Consider the following 24,098-nt stretch of genomic DNA (forward strand, 5'->3'; position numbering starts at 1 on the left):
GAATTGCCCAATTACCACATATCAATTATCAATTACCAATTCCTTCAACATCCATCCATGACATCCGGTGACGAACTTCCTTCACCCTAGGGAAAATAATATGTTCTTTGACTCCAAAATACCATCTATAATTAAATCATTGCGATTGCTTGAATCGCTTCAGATATTGATGGGAAAAAGTTCTATGATTCGGCTAAACTATCCGTCCTTTCGTTTGTTGCTTTATTTGGAGTGGCTGCTGCTAGCGACGGCCGCAGTGATAGAAATGCTGCATCAGTTTCAGTCGCTGCAGTCGCTAATATGGCGCGTGGGGGCGATCGCACTTTTCGGCATCATCGGGCTGCGTTTACCAACAGTTAACTTACGCAAAAAAGTTTTATTCACCGCCCTCGAATTTGGATTAATTTTCCTACCAATAGTCCAACAAGGATTATCCAGCAGATCGAGCTTTTTGCTGTTTCTCGTTTTGCTGATGCGGAGTTGCCTAATTTTCCGGCAGCCCGGACAGATAGCAGTCTTAAGTTTAGCAATGGTGTCCTATACTTCGCTGCTGTTGTTCAAACCAATTTTACCAGAAAAAGTCATTTCCACAGTTTGGGAATGGCGGTTGAGCAACGTGTTATTATTTGGGTTGACCTTAGTATTTGCCTTGCTATTAATCAATGCCTTAATTGCCGAACGTCAAAGCCGAGAGGAATTAGAAATTGCCCACGACAAACTAGCGGTGACTCACCAACAACTGCGCCACTACGCACTGCGAATAGAAGATCAAGCAACATTGCAGGAACGCAACCGCATTGCTCGCGACATCCACGACGGATTGGGACACACCCTTGCAGCTCAAACAATTCAGCTCAATAACGCCCTATTGTTCTGGAATTCCGAGGATGAAAAAGCCCTGGGATTTCTGAAACAAGCCAAACAACTCGGTTCAGAAGCATTGTTAGAAATTCGCAAATCTGTTTCTGTATTGCGATCGAATCCTTTGCAGGGATTATCGCTGGAAAGTGCGATTAACAAACTGCTCCAAGACTTTAAGTGCATGACGGGTAGCGAAATTTCTGACTCAATTAACTTACCTGTTAGTTTATCTCAAGAAATGAATATCACGCTTTACCGTATTGTGCAAGAATCGCTGACCAATATTCACAAACACGCCCAAGCAACGCTCGTCATAGTTAAATTGCAGCAACAGGCAGGACTGATTCATTTGTCGATTTCTGACAACGGCAAAGGCTTCGATCCGGCCCAGAATACTACAGGATTTGGAATGCAAGGAATGCGAGAACGAGTGGCGGCGCTGAGCGGTCAATTTTCCATTTACAGCGAGTCAGAAAACGGTTGCCGAATTTCAGTTTCTTTGCCTTCTCAAAATATTTAGGGTTGATAATATGATTAGAATATTGCTAGTAGACGATCAGCATATTATTCGTCAAGGACTCAAAAGTATGTTAGAGTCCAATTCAGATATGCAAGTAATCGGTGAAGCAGAAAACGGACAGCGGGCGATCGCCCAAATCCCAATTTTAGCGCCCGACATCGTACTGATGGACATTCGGATGCCCGTGATGGACGGCGTAGCAGCAACCGAGGCGATCGCCAAATCCTATCCCGACACAAAAGTCCTGGTGTTAACCACCTTTGACGACGATGAATATGTCAGCAAAGCAATGCGAATGGGTGCCAAAGGCTACCTGCTAAAAGACACCGAACCCGACGAATTAGCCCTAGCAATTCGCGCTGTTTATAAAGGACACACCCAACTAGGCCCCGGATTGTTTGAAAAAGCCCTGATGACACCTGCGGTAACTAATTCCCCGGCGGTTTTGCCGCCAGAATTAGAGCAACTCACTCCCCGAGAATTAGAAGTATTGCGTTTAATAGCTTCAGGTGCAAATAACCGAGAAATTGCTCAAACCTTATTTTTGTCAGAAAATACAGTCAAAAACTATGTAACAAATATTTTGAGTAGATTGAATTTACGCGATCGAACTCAAGCGGCGCTATTAGCTCATTCACTATTTAATCCCAAAATCTCATGAGACCTGATAGTAATGTATGATGGTTTCTATAATTAAAATATTGAAATGCGATGCTTTCAAAACTATTAACTACTGCAATTGTTTTTCTGTCTGCCGGAACCCCTTGTTTGGCGATGACTCCCTCAGAATTAGCAACATTTGCAACCAACTATAAATACAATGAAAATGCTCCGGTAGCTTATTCTTATTATGACAAAAGTTGTCAAACTACTGTTTCTGTGCCGCTGGTAAAAACTCTGGATTTAGGTAGTGGAAGAATCGGAGGAATTACTAACAAATATCTGTGTTGGGGAGCTACCTATACTTATTTTGAAATGACTCGCGGCAACTTAGAATCTATTCGAGTCTTTGCGGAAGTAGGTGCAGGCCGATCGACTCGTTATACAAACTGGGGCCCCGTGGCAAATCCTGGGGATGATTTAACTCAGGATCAGCTTATATCTGTAGCAAAAGCGATCGCCAAACATACGCAATAAGCTAGCTTTTTGCACAAATATTCGATCGACCAGTTAACCGCAGATAATTGAAAAAAGAGCGATCGCCTGAATGCAATTGTGTTTAATGTGTGTTTAAGGACTGCATTTAATACTCTCTAATTTCAGGATGGATGAATTGATAACCAGCAGCCTTAATCTTTTGATTCGACACCTTCGCATTATAAGGCCGCACGCTAGGACTTCCATCCCAAGTAGCTTTTGGCAGATTGTGACGTTCAAAAATGCGATCGAGCAATTCGCGACTCGACAGCGACACATCCCCAACTAAATTGTAAATTCCCTGCAATCGATTGTCCAAAGCAAAGGTTAATCCCCCAACAATATCATCCCGATGCACCCAATTTGTAGCATCTTCCCCCCTACCCGGACGAGTGGTTCCAGCCCAGCCTCCAAAGATTTTAACTAATTCTCGCCCAGGCCCGTAAATGCCACCCAAACGAAAAATGCAGGTGTGAAGATTTGGACTGGATGCTGCTAATAAAATTCGTTCTGTTTCGGCGAGAATTTCACCGTTGGGATTGGCTGGCTCCACGGGCGATTCTTCGTTTACCAGTTTACCTTGTCGATCGCCATACACAGAATAAGTACCCGTATAAATCACCTGTTTAACCGTCGGTATCTGCTGCAAAACTGATACCAAAGTTGTCGCCGTCTCTAAGTAACTTTCTCGATAAGCACTAGAATTTCGAGCGCCGACGCACAGCATAACAGCATCTTGGTCTTGCAGTAAACTGGCGATCGCACTTGCATCATTTCCCTTAACTACAGCTACCCGCTGGGCGACAGCCTCCAATTCACTGACTCGGCTCGCCGTCGTAGTTGTCGCCGTCACGGTACAATCGGGTTTAGCGCGTAAATGTTTGGCTGTCGCAGTACCCACATAGCCGCAGCCGACGATCGCCACTTTCATAAAAAATTCTCCCTTGTATCATTCCATCTCAAATTATTACCGATTTTGGCGATCGATTAGTCAGTCAGAACGATCGCACCTGAAGCCATCATTACAAACTGGATTAGTTGGGATTTTTCAGTTTTTAAGCGGCTTACCTTCTCGATTCACAATACGGCTTTCACCATCCTTAGCCGTGACATTTTCATAAACTCCTTCATCCCGCTTCACGTACTTGCTGAAACCAGAATTTTTATAATCGGTGTCGGATGTCGGCTTCATCAACCTTGGAGCGCTCAGCAAACGGCGCACCGGAGCATCTGCGGGAGTATCTCCGGGTTCGCACTTAGCCAACTCGCACAGTTGGCCCCAAGTCGAAACTTCCAGATTCATGCTGTGCGAAACTTCTAACTGCTGGTTGTTTTTTGAACAAAAATAATCGTAGACAGGCATACTAAAAATCTCGTTGGCTACTACTAAAATTATTAATTGCACGGTAACAATGAGTATTATAGCTCAACATTACTAAATGTTCAAGCCCAAAAAATAAAATTTACTATTTTTAAGGGTTGTTGAAACACGAAATCAGCTATATTATTAACCCTGTGCTGTTGCTCCCGGATACGATCGAGACCGAGCCCAAAAGTACCCTACCGTGAAATCGTCTCGCGCGATCGCTCGATCGACGGTTAGCAAATGCCTGCAAGACTTCCCTAAATGCAGTCAAAAGAGCGATCGTCAATTTCAGACTGCACCCAAATAACACATTTTAGATTTCAACTATAACAGCAGGATTCTCCCACCATACCGCCTCGGTTGGTGGCGGGTCGGACAAGCGCGTGAGGCTTGTGATTGCACCGCATATTGAATCGATCAGCGCAGCGTTCGACTCTCGATGCGGTGCATGAGTGAACGAACAAGATTTGTTACGAAGTGGTTGCTTTCTCAAACTTCACGAGTTATATTTATCTTAGAGTTTAGTGAACCCATGAGCCAAGTTATCACCGCAAAGCTAAGGTTGAATCTTACCGCCGAACAGAAGTTGGCGGTGCGTGATACTGCGCTGGCTTACCGTGATGCTTTGAACTATACTGCCATGATTGCTTTCGGCAATAGTAAGTCTAATAATGGCACTAAATTACAAAAACTCGTCTATACCCACCTGCGCTCCGAGTTCAAACTAGGTGCACAGATGGCGTGCAACGTACCTAGACAGGTGGCGGCAACCTTTAAATCCTTGTCAACCAAGCTTAAACAGAACAACGAAGCTATTAAAAAGGGATACACCAAGAAGCGCTTCAAGGGGCTTGATAAAGCTCCTAAATACGCATCTCGGACTGTGACCTTGAATTATCAGCGAGATTACACGTTTAAGTCCGATCAACAGGTCAGTATCGGAACGTTAAACGGTCGAATTGTTGTGCCTTACGAGGGTTGGAATAAGCATTTAGATTTGATCAAAGTCTGTCCCAATATTGGTGCAGCAAAGATAGTCTACCAGCGTTCTTCCAAGATTTACTATTTAATGGTAAGTCTTGAAATAGAACTACCGGACATCGACCCAACAAGTATTACCCGAATTTCTGGTGTTGATGTTGGGATGAGATATTTGGCAGTAGAAACAGATTTAAACAATAGGTCTGCATTCTACTCTGGCGCTTCATCTCGACACAAAGCCAATCAATATCAGAAGGCTCGAAGAAGTCTACAGCGTAAAGACACCCGTTCGGCGAAGCGACGACTAATCGCTTTGTCAGGACGGGAGAGACGGTTTATCGCTGATGTGAACCACCAAATCAGTAAAGAAGTTGCCAAGCCTAACAGCTTGATTGGACTAGAAAACTTGACTGGAATCCGTGATAGAACAAAATCCAAGTCTGGCAATTCGGCAAGCAAGAAACAGCGTAGGGCTAATCGAAACAAAGCTAAATGGTCATTTGCCGAATTGCATGGCTATATCGACTACAAAGCTAATTTGATTGGCAGCCTAGCAACTAAAGTTCCAGCACATTATACTTCTCAGAGTTGTCCTAAGTGTGGGCATACCTCGAAGGCTAATCGATCGAACAAGGGGCTAATGTTTCGTTGTGAATGTTGTGGGCATGAATTACACGCTGATTTGGTGGGAAGCAGAAATATTGCATTAAGAACGTTGCTCGTTCGGCAAGACTGGACGAGTACGGGGAGCTTGTCAGTATCCCCCGATGTGTCGCGCGATGAAACTAAAGCTGATCTCCTGCAAAGGTTTTCAGAATTGCGGTGGAGCGTAGATACAAGCCCTCATCATATCGGTATCCCGATTGATGACGGGTAATTGACGTTTATTCATCTACTCACCAGCGAGGGTTTACCGATGAGCGATTTCAAAGTTACACCAGAAGTAGAGCTCAACATAGCTCAAATGTTGGAGAGATACCAACTGCAAGACGAGACAATTCTGCGGCGTTGGGCAAAACTGCACGGTATCAACAGCACTCGCGGTTTCTTCTATCCCGGCGAAGTAGATTTGATGGATCACGCTCACCACCACATTTATAATTTGGGAATGAGCATTGGTGAATATCAAAGTCTTTTAGACCGCCGTCGCAGCAATTCCGACACATCGGGCGATCGCAATAAAACAGTAGCAACTCAAGTTGCTGACGAAGCATACGATGCCATAGAAATGCTGAAAGAACAGTATTCTGAAGCAGTTGATTTAATGGGAGAACGTATAGCAGACCATTTCATCGACGAACTAGATTTATCAGTGATGCGACACCTTTCTCAAAAAGTAAAAGACCGCCGCGCTCTCAACGGTCAAGCTAAAAAACCCAACCGTTTTCTGCAAGTGATTAAAGCCGTATTGCAACCGAGCAGCGAAAATACGCTTCTAGTCCCCAGAAAAGATGATGACTCTAGTTTAGAACTAGAACAGCATCACCGGCTAGGCTAGCCTGGAAAAGTTGCCAGGTGAAACGCTACTTATAGCGGTAGGGTGCGGTGTGCTTCGCCCTACATAATTAAGTTGTGCGCCAGCAGCAGGAAAGTAATAAATTTGCTGTTTTTGACAATTCTAATTCACCTTTAAATTATTGTAAATTTAAGACTGGAGAGAGATGTATTTTGTGCCACATCTACATAAAATCAGAGTTGAATCTCAACCGTCAATCTAACCAAAGGTAGACAAATGATTAAATCTTGGATGGTAATTGGAGGTGTCGCCTTTGCGGTAGCACTGTTGGCTAACTTGCTCTCGCCCAGCGACATTAAGTGGTTCAACCGCTTGCAGCGTCCGAAATGGCTAGTATTTGAAAAAGCAATTCCCATCATTTGGACAGTAATTTTTATTTGTGCAGCTTGGTCAGCAGTGATTGTTTGGGAAAAAGAACCGGGAACTCAGGAGACTTGGCTGAGAATGGGTTTGTACCTGCTTTTAGAAATAGTAACCATATCTTATACATCTGTGATGTGCAAACTTAAGAGCCTAAAAGTCGGCACAATCATCGGCGGAACGGGCGCTATTTTAAGCGTAATACTAGCTTTAAGCGTGTTGCAAGTTTCCCAGCCTGCGGCCCTGTTATTGCTACCTTACATACTCTGGAGTCCGATCGGCACTTACACGACTTGGGCGATGATGCACCTGAATCCGGCGGATGTTTAGCCTTTCATGGAATTAGTCATTTTAATGGGATTGCAAGCATCAGGAAAAAGCACCTTTTGCCGCGACTATTTAGCTGCAACGCACGTTTTGGTCAGCAAAGATTTAATGCGAAACAATAGAAATAAATCGCGCCGACAAATTCAATTAATTGAAAATGCACTCCAAGCAGGTCATTCAGTCGCGATTGATAACACCAATCCCGCAGTTCTCGATCGCAGACCGCTGATTGATATCGGTCGCACCTATCATGCCCAAATCATCGGTTACTACTTTGAATCAATAGTCAGCGACTGTTTAGCTAGAAATCAAAAGCGATCGGGCAAATCTCAAGTTCCAGACATAGCAATTTATGCTACTATAAAAAAAATGGTAGTGCCCAGTTACGACGAAGGGTTCGATCGGCTGTTTTCCGTCCGCATAGCAGACAACTTTAACTTAGACATAAAAACCTGGCCAGCAGAGGAAGTTATTCATGGACAATCAGATATTTGAAAAAAAAATGCGGGAGCTAGAATACTTTCATAGCTTGCGTTTATTGCCGGAAACTCACACAGTAATTCGCGCCGACGGCCGCAGTTTTTCAAAATTTACTTCCTCAAGTTTTGATAAGCCTTTCGACTTAAAATTCCACGAACTAATGGTGGAAACCGCCAAAGCGCTCCTGTCAGAACTAGGCGGCATTTACGCTTATACCGAAAGTGACGAAATCTCAGTTTTGTTTCCTCCAGATTGGGATTTATTTGACCGCAGCTTAGAAAAAATTGTCTCTATTTCTGCCAGTATTGCCAGTGCAACTTTCACTTGTGCCGCCCAAACAACAGTCAATTTTGACACCCGCATTTGTTCCGCAGCGAACAAATCGCAAGTAGTAGATTATTTTCTATGGCGCCAAGCAGATGCAGCGCGCTGCGCTTTGAATGGCTGGAGTTATTGGATGCTGCGAAAAAATGGCGAAACAGGTGAAAATGCAACAATTATATTAGACAAACAATCGGTGGCTTTCAAAAACGAATTGCTGTTTCAAAACGGAATTAATTTTAACGAACTGCCGGCTTGGCAGCGCCGGGGAACGGGATTGTATTGGGAAAAATACGATCAACCAGGTTATAACCCGATCGAAGGCAAAGAAGTTGTGGCAGTGCGGCGACGACTCAAAGTCGATGAAGAGCTGCCCATGAAAGAGGAATACAAAGAATTTATTTACCAATTTTTAAATGTTGACCATTAACTCGCCAAGGATATCTTGTTAAATCTAGTGGCAATTGATGAATGCTCGGTCGGTTTTAACCGAATGCAAGCTTTGAGATGGGGGTTTAAACCCCCTGCCCAAAGTCTGGCAAGAAGTTAACCTAGGGACTCGGAGACGGGCTCGGAGGCTCGGTTTCCGGTGGATCGGGAGCCACCGCCGGAGATTCGGCAGGCGGAGGATTCAGGGACTCTTCCCAAACTTTGATTTGCGATCGCGCTTGCTCAAAAGCCCGAGCTCCCGAGGGAATTTTCTTCAAAGTGGCGATCGCCCCAGCCAGATCCGACGACGACTGTTCCACAGCAAGCGCCAAAATCCGCTGGCTCCACTCATCAATCGCCTCACTCGCCTGCCAGCGGAGCGAACTCGACTCTGGTACCTGAAGAGCAAGGGAAATTGCCGTTTCCAAAGCGTCAGCAGTCCCCGGTATGGCGGCCTGACGGGCGCTCTGCAAACCTTGTTCGCCCAAAAATTGAGCCTGCCAAGTCCGAATGTTCGATCGAGCTTCCTCATAAAGCACCCTTCCCGATCGAATCCGGCGGGCCATCTCAATTGCCCCCGCCAAATTGCCGCTTGCTGCTAGCTGCTGAGCTCTATCCAAAAACGGCTGGTCTTGAAGGCGCTGTCTTCTCTCGATCCAAGCTTGAATTTTGGTTTGAGCTTCCCGGTAAAGCGTCCTACCTTGACCGATCCGAGAAGCTTGAGCCACGGCGGCCTCCAGAGAATTCGGATCGCCCGCGCTCGCCAAATCGTTAGCTCTTTGCAGGTACGGACTGTCTTCGAGCAGCTCGATTTGACGGCTCAAGTTAATAATTTGAGTGCGAGCTTCCCCGGAACGGGGATTTGATTGGGGGACTGTTTGCAATTGCGCGATCGCAGCCCTCAAATCCTTCACTCCTCCCGGCGCCGCCAGCCTGCTTGCCACATCCAAAGTTTTCACATCAGCAATTTCTTGCTGCCAGCGGCCGATTAAATCAGCAGCTTGTTTGTACAAAGGGCGACCGTCCTTCAACTTTTGAGCAATCTCGATCGCCTTAGACAAACCCTCAACCGAGCCAGTCAAAGCCTGAGCCGTAGCACTCGCCAACTGGTTAAAATCCTCAACTTGTGCTTTTAAATTTGCCGCATCTGGAATCTTGTTAGCGATCGCGACCGCCTCCTGCCAATCGCCGGCCTGCAAGCGTTTTTGGGCGATATCCAGAATTTTTTTGCTAAATTCCGCGATCAGCTTATTGGCAGCCTGATACAAATAACTGTTTTGATCGATTCCCTGAGCCAGCTTAATACCCGTCACCAGATTGTCCAGCCCTCCCTCCGAGGCTGTATTTCGGGCTTTAATCAACTTATTGCCTTCAGCCTTTGTCGTGTCAATTGCCTGAGTCAGTTCTTCGTACTTAGTCGATTCCCAGAAAGTATTTCCCGTATCCAACAGCAGATTAGCTTGGCGGAAAGCTTGGCCCCACTCTTCCTGACGCAAGTAGGCGACTGCGGCAGCATAAATTTTCTCTGCATCGTTCCATATCGACTGCCACTGTTGAATCTGCTTTTCCACCGCCGGGTAAGCGGGAACGTTTTGAGGAACCTTGCGGGCGATCGCGACCGCCTCCTCCAGCTTCCCTTCTTGGAATCTAGCATTTCCCAACTTGAGAATATCCTGCGACCACCGATCGATTTGACCGTTAATTCTCGGTCGCAGGGGGTGATCTGACGGCAAAGCATTCACTAATTCGATCGCCCGCAGCAAATCATCCACCGTCCGCTTGCTAGCTGCTTCTTGAGCGCAAAAAAAGCGATCGTTAGCAGAAGCCGTCGGCCAAAAAACCTTCGAGCAATTCGACTCCGCAGTCAAGTTGAGCAAAGACGCAATTGCCACAAACCCCATACCCACCGACAGTATCAAACTCACCGCCAGCCAAAACTGCCAGTTCTTCGACCACCTCCGCCACAAAGGATTATGTTCCTCCGGCTGCCAGTTTTCCCCAGACTCTTTGGGCCGCTGTTCCAGATACCCTCCCGGCTGTTTTCCCGAAGTCACCAACTCACGGATTTCTTTAAGTCGCTCAGCGCGGTTTTTCCTGGCGGGAATTGGCACTAGCGAGGAAGTATCCTTTTTTGACTCGAAGGATTCTGATGCAGACCAATGGTCTGGTGTTTTGCGATCTTGACTCATAAATCTCCGCTCACCACAAACAGCAACCAGCCTGTCTTAATTATTTCAAAACTGCGATCGCTGCTATCTACTGCTCTATAGAATGTATTCATTACTTTTACATACTCCCGTCGGCCCAAGACTGCTTTGGGCCGATCCCCAAACTGCCAAAATTTTAATTTTGCGATTAGGTAATTGATAATGCGTAATTGGCAATTGGTCAAGGCCGTCATCCCTAACTCGCACTCAATAGAGCCAATTACACATTATCGTCTCAAGAACCGGAGTCAGAGCGCAAATCGCCAATCAGTTCAGCCAATTCGTCGCTGTTAGCTTTGTAAACCTCGTTGCAGAAATGGCAAGTAGCCTCAGCCCCGCCATCTTTTTCGATCATGTCTTGGAGTTCCGCTTCGCCCAACATTTTGAGAGCTCCCAAAACTCGCTCGAACGAACAGCCGCAGTGAAAGCGCACCATCTGAGTTTCCGGGAAAATTTCTAGCCCCATATCACCCAGTAACTCTTCGAGAATCTGGTGCAGCGTTTTGCCCGATCGTAACAGCGGCGTAAAGCCCGACAGTGCAGCCACCCTAGATTCTAGAGTTCGCACCAGTTCTTCGTCCGCTGCAGCCTTCGGCAACACCTGCAACAGCACGCCCCCAGACGCTTGCACACCGCCCGCCCCGACAAAAACCCCCAAAACCATAGCCGAAGGAGTCTGCTCCGAGGTTGCCAAATAGTGAGTCAGATCGTCGCCAATTTCGCCGGAAACCAATTCTACCGTACTTGAGTAAGGGAACCCGTATCCAACATCCCGCACCACGTACAAATAGCCCTCACCGATGGCCCCGCCGACATCGAGTTTACCTTTGGCATTGGGCGGCAATTCCACTGTGGGATTGCTCACATAACCTCGAACCGTGCCATCAAGTCCCGCATCAACCAGAAGTCCGCCCAGCGGCCCATCTCCTTTGATGCGAATGTTGACCCTCGATTCGGGGCGCTTCATGCTGGATACGAGTAACAGCCCCGCCGACATCGTGCGTCCGAGGGCGGCTGTAGCCACGTAGGAGAGGTTGTGTCGCCCTCTTGCTTCTTCAGTCAGACGGGTGGTAATGACGCCTACAGCCCGAATTCCGCCATCTGCTGCTTTCGCGCGAATTAATTGATCGGCCATGAAAAACCTTACTTTTCTCTTTTGATACTTCCTTCAACTATTTTAGAAGCTCTTGAAGGTTGTCGCAGCAGGGAGCAGCAGACTCGACCGGTATTGAAGGGCGATCGAACTTCACAACTCCCGTATTTTTAAAGGTAAAACCTTCATCTACTATTTTTTAACAAATAGTCTGATTAATTATTAAAAATACATTCATTGCCACATAATATCAATTCCGGTTGCACTCATACATGATGTTAATAGTTAACAGTTAACAGTGAATTTACTATTCCGATCATAACGAATTTGATATAATCTCTATACCTAGGGGGAACCATACCGCGAGCCATATAAATAAGCATATAAAACCACTTATTAGTTGTTTTGAAATAAATATTTATTGAAAAATCCAGCACAACAAGTGCATTTTTTTTCGCTCCCGCCCGCAGTCATTCAAGTGACAATTACTAACAACCAACAACGAACAACTAACAATTGAGAGAGCGGGCACGCACCATCCACCGCCCCTAGCAAATAACAACTAACAGCTAACAACCAACAACTAACAACTAACAACCAACAACTAACAACCAACAACCAACAACTAACAACTAACAACCAACAACTAACAACCAACAACTAACAACCAACAACTAACAACTAACAACCAACAACCAACAACCAACAACTAACAGCTAACAACTAAAGCTTATCTTACCGCTAACCTGGCGATCGCCAAACCTTTACCTTGGCAAGCTAGAGTCAGATGCGTAGGTCTGACACTAATGTTTTTTAGCTGGAAATAACGGATATGCCACCAACATATAAAGCACTTTTAGCGGAAGTCCAGCATAACACAGGAGCGACTCGAAACTTGCATTTTTATGCCAAGGGCGAAACCATTCCTTTGATGTCTCAAGGACTTTGGCGCGTCTGTCAAGGCTTAGCACAACTGAGTACGCTTTATCCAACCGGGGAAGAAGGACTTTTGGGTTGGGTTGGGCCTTCGATGTGCTTCGGTTTGTGGTTGACAAATTTGCAGACTTACCGAGCTACGGCGACATCTGATGTTTATTTGATTTGGTATTCTATGGTGGAAATCGAAGCTTCTCCTCAATTGGCTCAGGAGTTGCTGCCTCAAATGGTTCGGCGGCTGCGGCAAATGGAATCAATTTTGGCGATCGCCGGAGTGCGGCGAGTAGATCACCGTTTGTATCAGCTCCTGCTATTATTGCAACAGGACTTCGGTCAGCCTGTGGTTGAGGGAACTCGTTTGAGCATCCGCTTGACTCATCAAGATATTGCTAATGCTATTTGTACGACGCGGGTAACAGTAACGCGAATGCTGGGAAAATTGCAGCAGCAGGGGTTAATTAGTCGAGATGGCGATCGGCATTTAATACTTAACAAAGATGTTTTTGCCTCTACCTCGGATTTGTTTGGCTGCCATCCTCAAGGAGTGTAGCAAGGGACAGGAATTTGCATCTACCTGAGAATTATTTGTATTGCTCTTGCTCCCGCTATCTAGACCCATAGATTTGTAGCCGGAAAAGATATAATTAAGCGGTGCATCTATTTAGGAAGAAATTCAATGGCTAACTCTACTCAAGAAACACCAAAACCAGACAAAAAAGAATTAATTGACATCACAGCTAAACCTCAAGAACAAGAAGAACCGCCAAATAAGGGTGACGGGCGGAAATAAATATAGTCTTGGAGGCAAAAACCGGGTTTTTTACCAAGATTGCGGTTTTAAGCAAATATTTGGGTTAAAAAACCCGGTTTCTAGCTACCTGCGCTTCCAGCAAATGATTTGACAAATTACTCGGTTTGTGCATTGCCATTGGTCGATCGCAACTTAGGCTTTCCAGGCATCTTTCTGCGTCCCTCCAAAGAAACAACATCAGCCTCAGAAGTCTCCCTAGCCACCCGAATCAGCAACCCCGACAACAAAAAACTCGCTACCATGGATGAGCCCCCGTAACTAAAAAACGGCAGCGGTAAACCCGTAGTCGGCAAAACCCCCGTCGCCACCCCAATATTCAGCAGCGACTGTCCCACCATCACCACCATCGCCCCAATCGCCACCAACTGACTCTCAATATTCCGGGCCCTCGTCGCCACCCTCAAAGCCACAGTAGCGTAAGCCGCCAACATCAGCAACAGCGAGAAACCTCCCACCAAACCAAACTCCTCAGCAAACACAGCAAAAATAAAATCGCTGTACTGAATCGGCAAATAAAATAACTTTTGCTGCGACATCCCCAAACCAACACCCCAAATCCCCCCAGAACCCACAGCTAGCAGGCTTTGAATCAACTGATAGCCATCCTGCATCGGATCGGCCCAAGGATTGAGAAAAGACATAATCCGGCGGCGCTGATATTCCCGAAAACTAATACTTAAAACCGCCAACATCATACCCCCCACAGCCGTTGCGCCCAACTGCAAGTAAGGCAAGCCCGCCGCCAAAGCCACCAACCACAAAGTCATCCCGCACAAAGCCGTGGTGCTCAAATTTGGCTGCAACAAAATTCCCAACAGCATTGCGCCGAAAATTAACAGCCAACTAAGGCGAACTTTATTTGTCAACCGGGGCCAGTTGCCGAAAATGCGGGCGCTTTGGAGTACAAAAAACGGCTTGATCAATTCCGAAGGTTGAATAATCGGCACCGGGCCCAGAGATATCCAGCGAGTCGCCCCGTTGACGGTGGTTCCCACTCCCGGAATTAAGGTCAACCAGAGCAATCCCAGCAGCAACAAAATGCCCAACTGAGCTGATTTGAGCAGGTAACGCAGGGGGGAGTATACCATTAAGTTAAAACCTGCCAGCCCGATCGCCACTGCGATGAGCTGTCGTTTAAAATAGTAAAGGCCGTCTCCAAATTCAGAATTTGCAATGGGATAGGAAGCCGAAAACAATGCTGTCAGCCCTACAAACAGCCACAAAAAAGTCAGCCACCTGAGCCACCGGGCCTCAGCGCCCCATTGCGACGCCCTGGGGTCAAAAAACGGAATGAAGCGTCGAATGTCATTAGCCATAGGATTTTAGAACGATCTCAATAAATTTTAACAAAGATGGCTAAAGTACCAGATTGGTTAATTTACGCATTAATACGCATTAATCTGTTCGCTATTATATGATTGGTGGGGATTTTTCGGCAATGCAAGCGACTAAATATATTGACTGCCAGACTGCTTTTGTTTGTGAAGCAATTGGCGCTATTGTTTAGATCGTCACACATTGTTTTCAGACAAGTTAAACTGTAAATTAGCGTTTGCGTACAAGTGCCATATGTCAGACATTCACCTTTTGTCAGCAGCAGAAAACTTCAATAGTAGAGAGATTGGGCTTCTTGATTTACTGCGTCAGTATCCACTGCGAGTCAATGAGGGAGTATGGGTATTGTCCGAGCCTCCTAAAAATTTAGTGGAGCATGCCACAAATAATGTCTACTTAAGAAATTTAAGAGCTCTTAACGCTCTTGAGGAAAAAGGTTTAACACAAAAGCAAAACAATGAAATACACCTGAGTCACCTAGGAAAAAAAGTAGCGGAACACCTACAAAAAGTAGCGGAAGAGATACAAGAGAAGCACCAGCAATCAATAGATCGGACTCAAACGCAAGCAAAGCTCGCCAAGAGTAAGGCAATGCTCGAACTGTACAAGCAAGGCTTAACCTATCTAGAGATTGGAGTTCAGTATAAAATAACTACGGAGAGAGTGCGTCAAATTCTAAAATTTAATCCTGCCTTTCATGAGTATTTGACAGAAAGAAAACAAGCTCAAAAACAAGCTCAAAAAGAAAAAGCAGAAAAAAAGAGGCAAGAACGGTTAGCCAAAAGCATAATTACACTCTATCCCGAACGTGTTGCACAATTGTGGGACAATGATAAAAACGGCTCTCTCAAACCTGAAGATGTGAACGCAAAGTCGTCAATTGTATTAGTTTGGTTTAAATGCCCAATTGATGGAAACTCGTGGCAGAAAAAGACAAAAGATATTACTACAAGTTGGAATAGAGGATCTAGTGGATGTCCTAAGTGTGCTGGAAGAAAGAACAAGCCAGAGAGACATCCCGCTCTAACTGAAGTATATTCTGAACTAATCTCCCAATATTGGGACTATGAGAAAAATAATGAGCTAGGTATTAAACCATCAGAAATAACTCTTAGAAGCAATAAGATAGCATGGTTTAGGTGTCCGCATGATGGCAGTGTATGGCAGTCAAGCATTGTTTTGACAGTAAATCGGTGGTCAAAGGGAAATACAGGTTGCAGGGTTTGTAATGGAACAGATAAGCGTCAACGCGGTAAAGAGAATCCTAGAAAGAAGTAAAGTTTCGCGAGCAATAATTGAGTAGAGATGGAGGAATACTAATTCCACAATATTTCTTCCTTTTTGCTTAAACTTTATTTTCTGCTTTTATTCTCATGAATAATGCAGGCTAGTCTGAATTATTCACTCCCGGTGCAGCCGGACATTTTCAATTGCTGAAACCATTAATTTTATTGAATTTCCATTCTCTCCTAGATAAGATCGGTCTTCTTCCTTCAACATCTGCTATAACAAACAAAAAAAGAGGCCGCGATCGACCTCTTGCCCTCTACAAATCCATTCTCGGATCTTAAAGTAGACCAGTATTAGCTCCGGGCTTACCAGTAGCCAATTGCACTTTAATAATTCTGCCGCCCATTTTCATAATTCTTTGCTGTTCCCGGAACCAGTTGTCATAGGGAACCAGCTTAGTAAAATAGGTATTTTGCAATTCGCGCTGAGTGCGGATGCGAGTTTGGCTGGGGACGCAAGCAGTCACTTTAAACATTCTCATGGGAAACTAACTCCTGAGTAGGTTTACAGATTTTTAGATGGATTTTAAAAAGATTGAAGTCAGGGAGTTAGGAGTCAAAACTAGCTCGTTAAAACTTGTCGGGCTTTCTCGACTGGCCTTTGACGGTCTAGCAATCACTCGTAACTTCCCTGACCTCTTTGAAAGCTAAAGGTAACAAGTCCAAAGTTAAAAGTTTAAGGTTAAAAGTTTAAAGTTAAAAGTTTAAAGAGGCAAAAAATAATTTTTTTCCTTCTTCCTTCTTCTTCCTTCTTCCTTCTTCCTTCTTCCTTCTTCCTTCTTCCTTCTTCCTTTTTCCTTCGATTTAGCTCAAGCCAGAGCAGATGTAGTCGAAATAGACGCCCATTTCTTTACCAGCGTCAGAACCAACCAAACCGGCGGTGACTTCTTTCATTGCTTGGATTGCTTGTACGGTAGAACCGATGGGCACGCCCAAGGAATTGTAGGTTTCTTTCAAACCGTTGAGCACGCGCTCATCGAGGATGGAAGGGTCGCCAGCTAGCATGGCGTAGGTGGCGTAGCGGAGGTAGTAGTCCAAGTCGCGGATGCAAGCTGCATAACGACGTGTGGTGTACATATTGCCGCCGGGACGAGTTACGTCTGAGTACAACAGAGACTTAGCAACTGCTTCTTTGACGATTGTGGCTGCATTGGCGCTGATAGCGGTAGCGGCGCGGACGCGCAGTTCGCCAGAAGCGAAGTAGTTCTTGAGCTTGTCTAATGCGCTGATGTCAAGGTACTTACCTTGAACGTCAGAGGAATTGATTACGGCGGTAATTGCGTCTTGCATGGTTGTCTTGTTTCCTAGAAAGTGGCTGAGTCAGTCCAATTTTGGAGCTAGAATTTGGGATTTGGGATTGGGGATTTCAGATTTTTAAGTGGTTGGTTATCTGCAAAAGCTTTTAGCTTGCTGTCAGCAACCCCCGATTCTTCAATCAAAAATCAAAAATCAAAAATCAAAATTCCTTACTGCATCGCACCGATAACGTAGTCGAAGTAAGAGGAAGCTTCGGAAGCATCTTCTCCAGACAGCAGCGAGGAAGCTGCACTCTTCATAGCGCGGACGCCTTCGGCTACGGCTGCAATCGGGGTTCCGAGAGAGTTGTACATTTCGCGGACGCCGACAATACCGATTTCTTCGATCGGAGTAATGTCGCCAGCTACTACTCCGTAGGTGATCAAACGCAGGTAGTAATCCAAGTCGCGCAAGCAAGTTGCGGTCATTTCTTCGCCGTAAGCGTTGCCGCCGGGAGAAACAACATCAGGGCGCTTTTGGAAAAGTTGGTCGCCGGCTTGCTTGACGATGCGTTCGCGGGATTCGCTCAAAATTTGGGCGATGCGGACGCGGCGTTCACCAGATGTGACGAAGCTCTTGATCCGATCTAATTCACCTGGGCTCAAGTAGCGAGCTTCGGCATCTGCGTTGACGATTGATTTGGTGACGATACTCATCTTGTGTGTACCCGCTGGATATTTTGCAATTGCGAACTGCTCTGCGTTGAGCTAGCGGCGGCGGGCGCTTTCATCCCGTACCTTTCGCTTCGCTGGTGGCAGGAGCTTTGACGGGGAAGGGCGGACTTTCCAGAGCTAGCAAGTGTTGAATTTGCTGGCTGGTGACTGCCTTCGGTGTTTGACGGCGCTGGTTCTTCACGCCGGTGCGCTTGGCTGGTGCCCGCACAGTGCCTGTCGCTTAGAATACCACAAATGACTGATGCGATCTTTAAATCTACGATCGAGATTGCAGCAGATCGCTAAGTGGCGATCGAGTAACTGTCGGGCAGTTAGTCAGAATATTGCTTGTCTGACGCAACTACCTCTCGCAAGTATTTTGAGGCATTATGTTCACATTCTGAGTGTTACTGTAATAGTTTGTAACATTCCTTTTCATATTGGGGCCCCGGTTGGGCTCTGACTGGTGCAAATTTGACAGTCAAAAAAATCGCTAAAATTATTTGGTAGCAAAGGTTGCAGGCGATCGCTCTAGGGACTGGTTTGTCCCCAAGGCGGCGTCGCGAGGATCGGAGACTTCTGTCTCAAAAAAAGGTGCGGGAGACGGGGAGGAGACAGGGTGGCGACTGGTGCGGATCGGAAATGGTGACTTTCTGGCTTGTAGCTAAATTTGACCCTGCCAAAAACGGAGACAAGCCCCCGACACTCGTCGCGATCGACCTAAAATTTTAGATCGAAGTCAGAATCCCACATTGACGGAGCTGCAAGTAATGCCATCTCCGGTCAATTGACAACGATAAAATTGGATCGAGCCTGCGGACTGTTTTTGTGACGAGCGTAGACCGGACATGATATTACGGAGCATCTCGCTTTTACCATAACTATTTTTGGAAGGCTGGCGATCGCCACAGCTCGCTAAAAATACAAAACTACAGATGCTCCCCCAACCAAATCTAAAATCTAAAACTCGTACTGAGCGACTTGTGAGCCAGCGTAGCCGAAGCAAGCCGAAGTATCTAAAATCTAAAATCGATTGACTCTCACTTTATAATTCAGGTGCGCCGTGAAAAGAAATCTATCAGCCATTAAAAAAGCTTTGCAGTTTGGGATTAGCGGTGCTGTCGGCGGTTTTGCCGGCAATCTCATCACCGAACCTTTCATGCAGCGGCTCAATAATTCAACATCTGTTTTTGACAGTGTATTGTCCACAACTCGCTGGTTTGGATTGGTAGGTGGCGGAATTGCTACTGCGATTATGCTCGGCTATTATTACTATATTAAAGGCAAGCCCCAAATTAAACAAGCTTTAAAAAATGGCGGATTATTTGGTTTAATAACAGGGGCAATTTCTGGAGCGATCGCCGAGGGAATTTTTAGCGGAATTGGCGACGGCGAAAACGAAATATTGCGAGTAATTTGCTGGGGAATAGCCGGCAGTTTGTTGGGACTTGGACTTTCTAAACGAATTCCTAATTTGGGATTGCTGCGCGGCGCGGGAGGTGGCGGTGTTGGCGGGCTTTTGGGCGGTTGTTTGTTTATTCTGTTTGCTTACAATTTATCCGGTGTGGCGGGCCGTTTAGCTGGCTGTGCTGCGATCGGCTTTTGGATTGGAATTATGTTGGTTGTAGCCGAAACTTTGTTTAACAAAGCTTGGCTGGTAATTAGTTACGATAATGGAGCGAATCGCACTCTGACTGTTGGTGCCGAACCGGTGACTTTTGGGAGCGATGAAAATTTGTCTATTATTTATATTCCTGGTGTTTCGCCCTTAGCGATGCGGTTTCAATTGGAAGCAGGTCAAATTGCTTGCGAGAATGTCGATAGCGGGGCGGTGAGTTATTTGCGATCGGGCGACCAAAAGAGAATCGGAAACTGTACAATTACCGTCGGAAACTCTGACTTGCCCGCTGCAAGTTCGCCTCCTGTCAGCCAGACTATTATATCACACAAATCCCCAGCCGATTCTTCTAACAACGGTCAATTTTTTCTGAAATTGGGAAGTCGAGTGATGCCTCTGACTGCGGGAACTCAGCTATTAACATCGGACATCCCTAGTTTAACAGCTACTGCGTCTAATGGTGTTGTAGCGCTGGTTAATTCTCGTTCAAAAGACCAGCTTTCGTTGGGATTGACTAATTTGGGCGATCGCACTTGGTGGGCCACAGACATTCAAGGCGACATAAAAATGATTGAACCTGAAAGCACCCTAACTTTAGCCTTGGGAACTAAAATCGAATTCGGTGAAATTGAGGGCGAAATTGTCAGAAGCTAAATCATTATTTGGTTCGATCGTTCGGAATGCGAGTCCGCATCCAAATTAGCGGACTCGCATTCCTCACTACCAACCTTTTTGACTTCAGATCAATCAAATAGCCCATAATAAATTCAAGCAGAACTACCGCTAACACCAGTAATAACCGCCGCACCAATCAAATGAGCCAAACGCAAAGCTTCAGGAACCTTACCAGTATCAGTCAAACGCTGGAGTACCAGCGCGATTACTTCCGGTTGTTCGCCGCATACCTGAAAAAAGAAAGGTTCAAAAGCATAAATTTTTCCCGCCCGACGCAACAATTCTAAACGGTATTCCAAGTCGGGTAAATAGCCGAGGGCTTTTTCAATAGCAGCTAAATCTGGTTGGCGGCGCATCACAGCAACGCAAGGAATTTGCAGCCGCGATGCTAACTCCCGAAGGTCAATAATATTGAAGCCGCCGAAAGCGATTCCGTCTAGCAAAACGAGATGCAATTGCGGCAGAAATTTGCCTCCTAGCAGTAGCTGACAAATAGCATCAGTGGCATCTAATCCGTCTGGGAAGACTTGTCCCCACACCATTCCTTCAAATCTGGTGCCTCCGCAGACTACTCCGGCGACGGACACCAGACCGCCGCTGGTACGAGAAAATGGAGCGTCGTCAAAGCCAATAACCTTAATTGTGCGATCGAGTCTGAGCAATTCTGCTAGTTTCAAAGTAGGGACTTCCCTAAACTAAAAATTTTTAGATTAATTTGACTTTTACATATTATCATAGACGTTAAAGACTCGAACGCTAAGTAAATTGACTTAACCAAACCTAAAATACATATCGCTCAAAAGCTTGCTGTTTATGTCTTCTTTTTTCTTATGTCTTCTTTTTACCCGCTGGCGAAGCCGAAGGGCTTCCTTCTTGTGACTGATGAATAATGAATCCTTCCTTCTTCTTGTTCCTTCTTCCTTTGTATGACTAATGACTAATGACTGATGACTAACCTTCGACTTCGCCAGCGGGTAAAATGACTAATGACTAAAAACTAACAACTGAGGGCGGGCACGCACCATCCACCGCCCCTACCAACTAACAACTACCAACTAAGAACTCAGAGGGCGGGCACGCACCATCCACCGCCCCTACCAACCAACAAATAACCAATAACAACTAACCAATAACAAATAACCAATAACAACTAACAACTTCTACTTAAAAAGGTTTTAAATAATTGAGAAAAAAATACGTAGCAGCGATCGACCAAGGAACAACTAGCACCAGGTTTATTGTATTCGATCGCCTGGGACAGATAATTGGCAGCAACCAACAAGAACACCAGCAGATTTATCCGCAACCGGGATGGGTTGAACACAATCCCGATGAAATTTGGCGGCGCACCCAAAGCGTCATTAAAAATACCCTCGAACTAGGCAAAATCGACCCCAAAGATATTGCGGCCCTCGGCATTACCAACCAGCGCGAAACGACAATTGTTTGGAACCGAAAAACTGGTAAACCTTACGGAAATGCGATTGTTTGGCAAGATACCCGCACTCACCAAATTTGTACTAGCTTAGCAGAAGTTGAGGGCAAAGATCGATTTCGAGAGCGATGCGGTTTGCCGCTGGCTACTTATTTTAGCGGGCCGAAAATCAAGTGGATGTTGGATAATATCGCAGGCTTGCGGGAAGTGGCAAATCGAGGCGAGGCGATTTTTGGTACTGTCGATTCTTTTCTAATTTGGCACCTCACCGGCGGCGCGCACGTTACTGATGTTACCAATGCTAGCCGCACGATGTTGATGAATTTGCAAACCCTCGATTGGGATGCTGAAACTTTGGAAATAATGGGAATTCCCCGCTGTATGCTGCCAGAAATTTGCCCTTCTAGTCACATTTTTGGCACTGCAAAAGGATTGTTAGATGGTGTTCCAATTGCTGCTGCTTTGGGCGATCAGCAGGCTGCTCTGGTGGGGCAAACTTGTTTCAATGTTGGGGAGGCGAAAAATACTTACGGTACGGGCTGTTTTATGCTGCTGAATACTGGTGAGGCGATCGTCCCTTCAAAGCAAGGGTTGCTGACAACTGTTGCCTACAAGATGGGAGAATCGCCCGCTGTGTATGCTCTCGAAGGCAGTATTGCGATCGCCGGAGCATTAGTGCAGTGGCTGCGGGACAATTTGGGCATCATCAACACATCTGCAGAAGTAGAAACATTAGCAAATACTGTCGAAGACAGTGGCGGAGTTTACATTGTGCCGGCTTTTTCTGGACTCTACGCGCCCTATTGGCAAGACAGCGCGCGGGGAGTAATTGCAGGTTTAACTCGCTACGTGACTAAGGCACATATTGCCCGCGCAGTATTGGAAGCGACAGCATGGCAAACGCGGGAAATATTGGATGCTATGAATCAGGATTCTGCTGTGCAGCTTTTGTCTTTAAAAGTAGACGGTGGCATGGTGGGAAATAGTACGCTGATGCAGTTTCAGAGCGATGTTTTGGGAGTGCCTGTGGTGCGGCCTGTGGTAGCAGAAACTACTGCCTTGGGCGCAGCCTATGCGGCTGGTTTGGCGGTGGGTTTTTGGAGTAAATTAGCTCAATTGCGGGATAATTGGGCGGTGGATTGTATTTGGGAACCGCAAATGCCGATCGCCCTTCGGGAGCAAAAATATCGCTTTTGGAAAAAAGCAGTTACCCGCACCTTCGACTGGGAAGAATGAATCGGTGAGTCAACCCCAAAACCCGTATTTAGTGATATCATGAAATCCTGCACTATTTTTCAAATTGCCAATAGATGATTTCTCTAAATAATTTTAAAAAAAGCTTCACCGCCTTTGTATTAATACTGACACTGGCATTTGTAGGAATCGCTACTAATTCCCAAATCGCGATCGCAGATCCAGCTACAACTCCCGAAACTGCCACCGCCGCCGAAGTCTTCAGCGCCAACTGTGCCGGCTGTCACATCAACGGCGGCAACATTATCAGGCGCGGCAAAAACTTAAAACAAAAAGCCTTGAAAAAATATGACATGGATTCCCTCGATAATATTTCCAACTTAGTAACCAACGGCAAAGGTATTATGCCCGCTTACAAAAATCGTTTGTCGGAACAACAAATTATCGATGTTTCAGCCTACGTGCTATCCCAAGCTGAAACTGATTGGAAATAGAACCTCGGTTATTATTTATGGCTTAGACAATCTTGCCACAGACATCAGATATTTCTTGATCGCAGGTTGAAGCGCGAACAGGGTTTCAGTTTCTGCTGGGACTGTTTCAATTAGCGATCGCCTGAAAAGCGATTCCAACGTCTTAAAAAAATCTGAGTCCCGATCTTGCTGAATATTTGAACACAATTGTTCAATATCAACAGGCTTGACTTCTTTCGCCATGCAGTGCAATAGCTGGATTTCTAAGGATGATAAGCGATTAAACTGCCGAGATAACGTATCGCTATAATCTCCCAGAAATAGCCCATTTTTTAAAAAGTTAGCAATGCTTCCGCCAAACATATCCTTAATCGTTGTTGTGACTATTTTTAACGCTAAAGGATTGCCGCTGTATGCTTCTATCAGTTCTGAGTATTCACATTCTTCAGACAAACCCTTGTTTTTAAGGATTTCCACAGCCGCCTCTCCCAAACCACCCAATTTTAATGACCGTACAGATTGATTTTGACCTTCTAACGCTGCAATTTCTTTGGGTTTTTCGCAGCTAGTCAACAGCAAGCAACTTTGATGCTGCGATTTTGCTACTTGTTTCAGAAATTCCCCATATACTTGATATCCTTCTCGATAATTTCCTGTTAGAGAACGCCACAGAATGATTGATCCTATAATAGTCAAAATATAATTTCAGTGTGCAGCCTATCTTATGTCTCTAAAATCTATCATGAAACTGACCGAACACGCCAAATCTCTTTACATCGAAACAG

Annotated in this window: 25 protein-coding genes; 14 read left to right on the forward strand and 11 right to left on the reverse strand. The window is 45.7% G+C overall.

Features of this window, described 5'->3' with window-relative positions; all coding sequences use genetic code 11:
* The first annotated feature begins 184 nt into the window (after positions 1-184).
* From IQ263_RS21955 to IQ263_RS21965, 3 genes are read left to right on the forward strand one after another with little or no spacing between them, the layout of a single operon-like run.
* Positions 185-1,381 (forward strand): sensor histidine kinase, encoded by a 1,197-nt coding sequence (locus IQ263_RS21955; RefSeq protein ID WP_194070266.1) that lies wholly within the window; start codon positions 185-187, stop codon positions 1,379-1,381.
* Positions 1,382-1,391: 10 nt separating this feature from the next.
* Complete coding sequence (locus IQ263_RS21960) at positions 1,392-2,042, forward strand: response regulator transcription factor (RefSeq protein WP_194070267.1); 651 nt, start codon at positions 1,392-1,394, stop codon at positions 2,040-2,042.
* A gap of 50 nt (positions 2,043-2,092) precedes the next feature.
* Positions 2,093-2,518, forward strand: coding sequence for a hypothetical protein (locus IQ263_RS21965; RefSeq protein WP_194070268.1), 426 nt, complete (start codon positions 2,093-2,095; stop codon positions 2,516-2,518).
* 106 nt (positions 2,519-2,624) lie between these two features.
* On the opposite strand, the gene IQ263_RS21970 is transcribed toward IQ263_RS21965, so the two are convergent.
* Together IQ263_RS21970 and IQ263_RS21975 are read right to left on the reverse strand one after the other, a co-directional pair.
* Positions 2,625-3,449 (reverse strand): NAD-dependent epimerase/dehydratase family protein, encoded by an 825-nt coding sequence (locus tag IQ263_RS21970; RefSeq protein ID WP_194070270.1) that lies wholly within the window; start codon positions 3,447-3,449, stop codon positions 2,625-2,627.
* A 117-nt stretch (positions 3,450-3,566) separates the two neighbouring features.
* Positions 3,567-3,923, reverse strand: coding sequence for an FmdB family zinc ribbon protein (locus tag IQ263_RS21975; RefSeq protein WP_333088660.1), 357 nt, complete (start codon positions 3,921-3,923; stop codon positions 3,567-3,569).
* Between the two features lie 493 nt (positions 3,924-4,416).
* On the opposite strand from IQ263_RS21975, the gene IQ263_RS21980 reads away from it, so the two are divergent.
* The 5 genes from IQ263_RS21980 to IQ263_RS22000 all read left to right on the forward strand — a co-directional run bounded on the left by IQ263_RS21980 (position 4,417) and on the right by IQ263_RS22000 (position 8,299).
* A complete protein-coding gene (locus tag IQ263_RS21980; RefSeq protein WP_194070272.1) occupies positions 4,417-5,742 on the forward strand; it encodes an RNA-guided endonuclease InsQ/TnpB family protein in 1,326 nt (441 codons plus the stop codon).
* 39 nt (positions 5,743-5,781) lie between these two features.
* A complete protein-coding gene (locus tag IQ263_RS21985) occupies positions 5,782-6,363 on the forward strand; it encodes a hypothetical protein (protein WP_194070274.1) in 582 nt (193 codons plus the stop codon).
* Positions 6,364-6,597: 234 nt separating this feature from the next.
* Positions 6,598-7,071, forward strand: a complete 474-nt coding sequence (locus tag IQ263_RS21990) for a TspO/MBR family protein (RefSeq protein WP_194070276.1) — start codon at positions 6,598-6,600, stop codon at positions 7,069-7,071.
* A 6-nt stretch (positions 7,072-7,077) separates the two neighbouring features.
* Positions 7,078-7,563, forward strand: coding sequence for an AAA family ATPase (locus tag IQ263_RS21995; RefSeq protein WP_194070278.1), 486 nt, complete (start codon positions 7,078-7,080; stop codon positions 7,561-7,563).
* Positions 7,544-8,299 carry a tRNA(His) guanylyltransferase Thg1 family protein gene (locus IQ263_RS22000; RefSeq protein WP_194070280.1) on the forward strand — a complete coding sequence of 252 codons (756 nt, stop codon included), beginning with the start codon at positions 7,544-7,546 and terminating at the stop codon, positions 8,297-8,299. The genes IQ263_RS21995 and IQ263_RS22000 overlap by 20 nt, the downstream gene beginning before the upstream one ends.
* Positions 8,300-8,420: 121 nt before the next feature.
* Here IQ263_RS22000 and IQ263_RS22005 read toward each other — a convergent pair whose 3' ends face one another.
* Entirely contained in the window at positions 8,421-10,487 is a 2,067-nt protein-coding gene (locus IQ263_RS22005) for a hypothetical protein (RefSeq protein ID WP_194070282.1), read from the reverse strand.
* Between the two features lie 253 nt (positions 10,488-10,740).
* Positions 10,741-11,640, reverse strand: coding sequence for an Hsp33 family molecular chaperone HslO (gene hslO / locus IQ263_RS22010; RefSeq protein ID WP_194070284.1), 900 nt, complete (start codon positions 11,638-11,640; stop codon positions 10,741-10,743).
* 790 nt (positions 11,641-12,430) lie between these two features.
* Between hslO and IQ263_RS22015 the strand changes: the two genes are divergently transcribed.
* Entirely contained in the window at positions 12,431-13,084 is a 654-nt protein-coding gene (locus tag IQ263_RS22015) for a Crp/Fnr family transcriptional regulator (RefSeq protein WP_194070286.1), read from the forward strand.
* 356 nt (positions 13,085-13,440) lie between these two features.
* On the opposite strand, the gene IQ263_RS22020 is transcribed toward IQ263_RS22015, so the two are convergent.
* Complete coding sequence (locus IQ263_RS22020) at positions 13,441-14,661, reverse strand: FtsW/RodA/SpoVE family cell cycle protein (protein WP_194070288.1); 1,221 nt, start codon at positions 14,659-14,661, stop codon at positions 13,441-13,443.
* Between the two features lie 271 nt (positions 14,662-14,932).
* Between IQ263_RS22020 and IQ263_RS22025 the strand changes: the two genes are divergently transcribed.
* Positions 14,933-15,958 carry a zinc-ribbon domain-containing protein gene (locus tag IQ263_RS22025; RefSeq protein WP_194070296.1) on the forward strand — a complete coding sequence of 342 codons (1,026 nt, stop codon included), beginning with the start codon at positions 14,933-14,935 and terminating at the stop codon, positions 15,956-15,958.
* Positions 15,959-16,247: 289 nt separating this feature from the next.
* Here IQ263_RS22025 and IQ263_RS22030 read toward each other — a convergent pair whose 3' ends face one another.
* From IQ263_RS22030 to IQ263_RS22045, 4 genes are all read right to left on the reverse strand, one after another.
* On the reverse strand, positions 16,248-16,451 hold the full coding sequence (locus IQ263_RS22030; RefSeq protein WP_006634929.1) for a phycobilisome linker polypeptide: 204 nt from the start codon (positions 16,449-16,451) through the stop codon (positions 16,248-16,250).
* 322 nt (positions 16,452-16,773) lie between these two features.
* Positions 16,774-17,259, reverse strand: coding sequence for an allophycocyanin subunit beta (apcB, locus tag IQ263_RS22035; protein ID WP_006634930.1), 486 nt, complete (start codon positions 17,257-17,259; stop codon positions 16,774-16,776).
* Positions 17,260-17,435: 176 nt separating this feature from the next.
* A complete protein-coding gene (apcA, locus tag IQ263_RS22040) occupies positions 17,436-17,921 on the reverse strand; it encodes an allophycocyanin subunit alpha (protein ID WP_194008983.1) in 486 nt (161 codons plus the stop codon).
* A gap of 70 nt (positions 17,922-17,991) precedes the next feature.
* Entirely contained in the window at positions 17,992-18,147 is a 156-nt protein-coding gene (locus IQ263_RS22045; RefSeq protein WP_194070298.1) for a hypothetical protein, read from the reverse strand.
* A gap of 274 nt (positions 18,148-18,421) precedes the next feature.
* Here IQ263_RS22045 and IQ263_RS22050 point away from each other — a divergent pair, with 274 nt between their 5' ends.
* On the forward strand, positions 18,422-18,586 hold the full coding sequence (locus IQ263_RS22050; RefSeq protein ID WP_194070300.1) for a hypothetical protein: 165 nt from the start codon (positions 18,422-18,424) through the stop codon (positions 18,584-18,586).
* A gap of 395 nt (positions 18,587-18,981) precedes the next feature.
* Complete coding sequence (locus tag IQ263_RS22055) at positions 18,982-20,190, forward strand: hypothetical protein (RefSeq protein WP_194070302.1); 1,209 nt, start codon at positions 18,982-18,984, stop codon at positions 20,188-20,190.
* 113 nt (positions 20,191-20,303) lie between these two features.
* Here the strand turns inward: IQ263_RS22055 and IQ263_RS22060 are convergent, their stop codons facing one another.
* Complete coding sequence (locus tag IQ263_RS22060; RefSeq protein WP_194070304.1) at positions 20,304-20,888, reverse strand: endonuclease dU; 585 nt, start codon at positions 20,886-20,888, stop codon at positions 20,304-20,306.
* A gap of 506 nt (positions 20,889-21,394) precedes the next feature.
* On the opposite strand from IQ263_RS22060, the gene glpK reads away from it, so the two are divergent.
* A complete protein-coding gene (gene glpK, locus IQ263_RS22065; protein WP_194070305.1) occupies positions 21,395-22,882 on the forward strand; it encodes a glycerol kinase GlpK in 1,488 nt (495 codons plus the stop codon).
* Between the two features lie 74 nt (positions 22,883-22,956).
* Positions 22,957-23,334: a cytochrome c6 PetJ gene (gene petJ / locus IQ263_RS22070; RefSeq protein WP_194070307.1), complete on the forward strand. Its 378-nt coding sequence runs from the start codon at positions 22,957-22,959 to the stop codon at positions 23,332-23,334.
* Between the two features lie 15 nt (positions 23,335-23,349).
* Here the strand turns inward: petJ and IQ263_RS22075 are convergent, their stop codons facing one another.
* Positions 23,350-24,009 carry a hypothetical protein gene (locus IQ263_RS22075; protein WP_228050260.1) on the reverse strand — a complete coding sequence of 220 codons (660 nt, stop codon included), beginning with the start codon at positions 24,007-24,009 and terminating at the stop codon, positions 23,350-23,352.
* Positions 24,010-24,098: the final 89 nt, after the last annotated feature.

This window comes from Tychonema sp. LEGE 06208 (assembly GCF_015207505.1).
Classification (GTDB): Bacteria; Cyanobacteriota; Cyanobacteriia; order Cyanobacteriales; family Microcoleaceae; genus Microcoleus.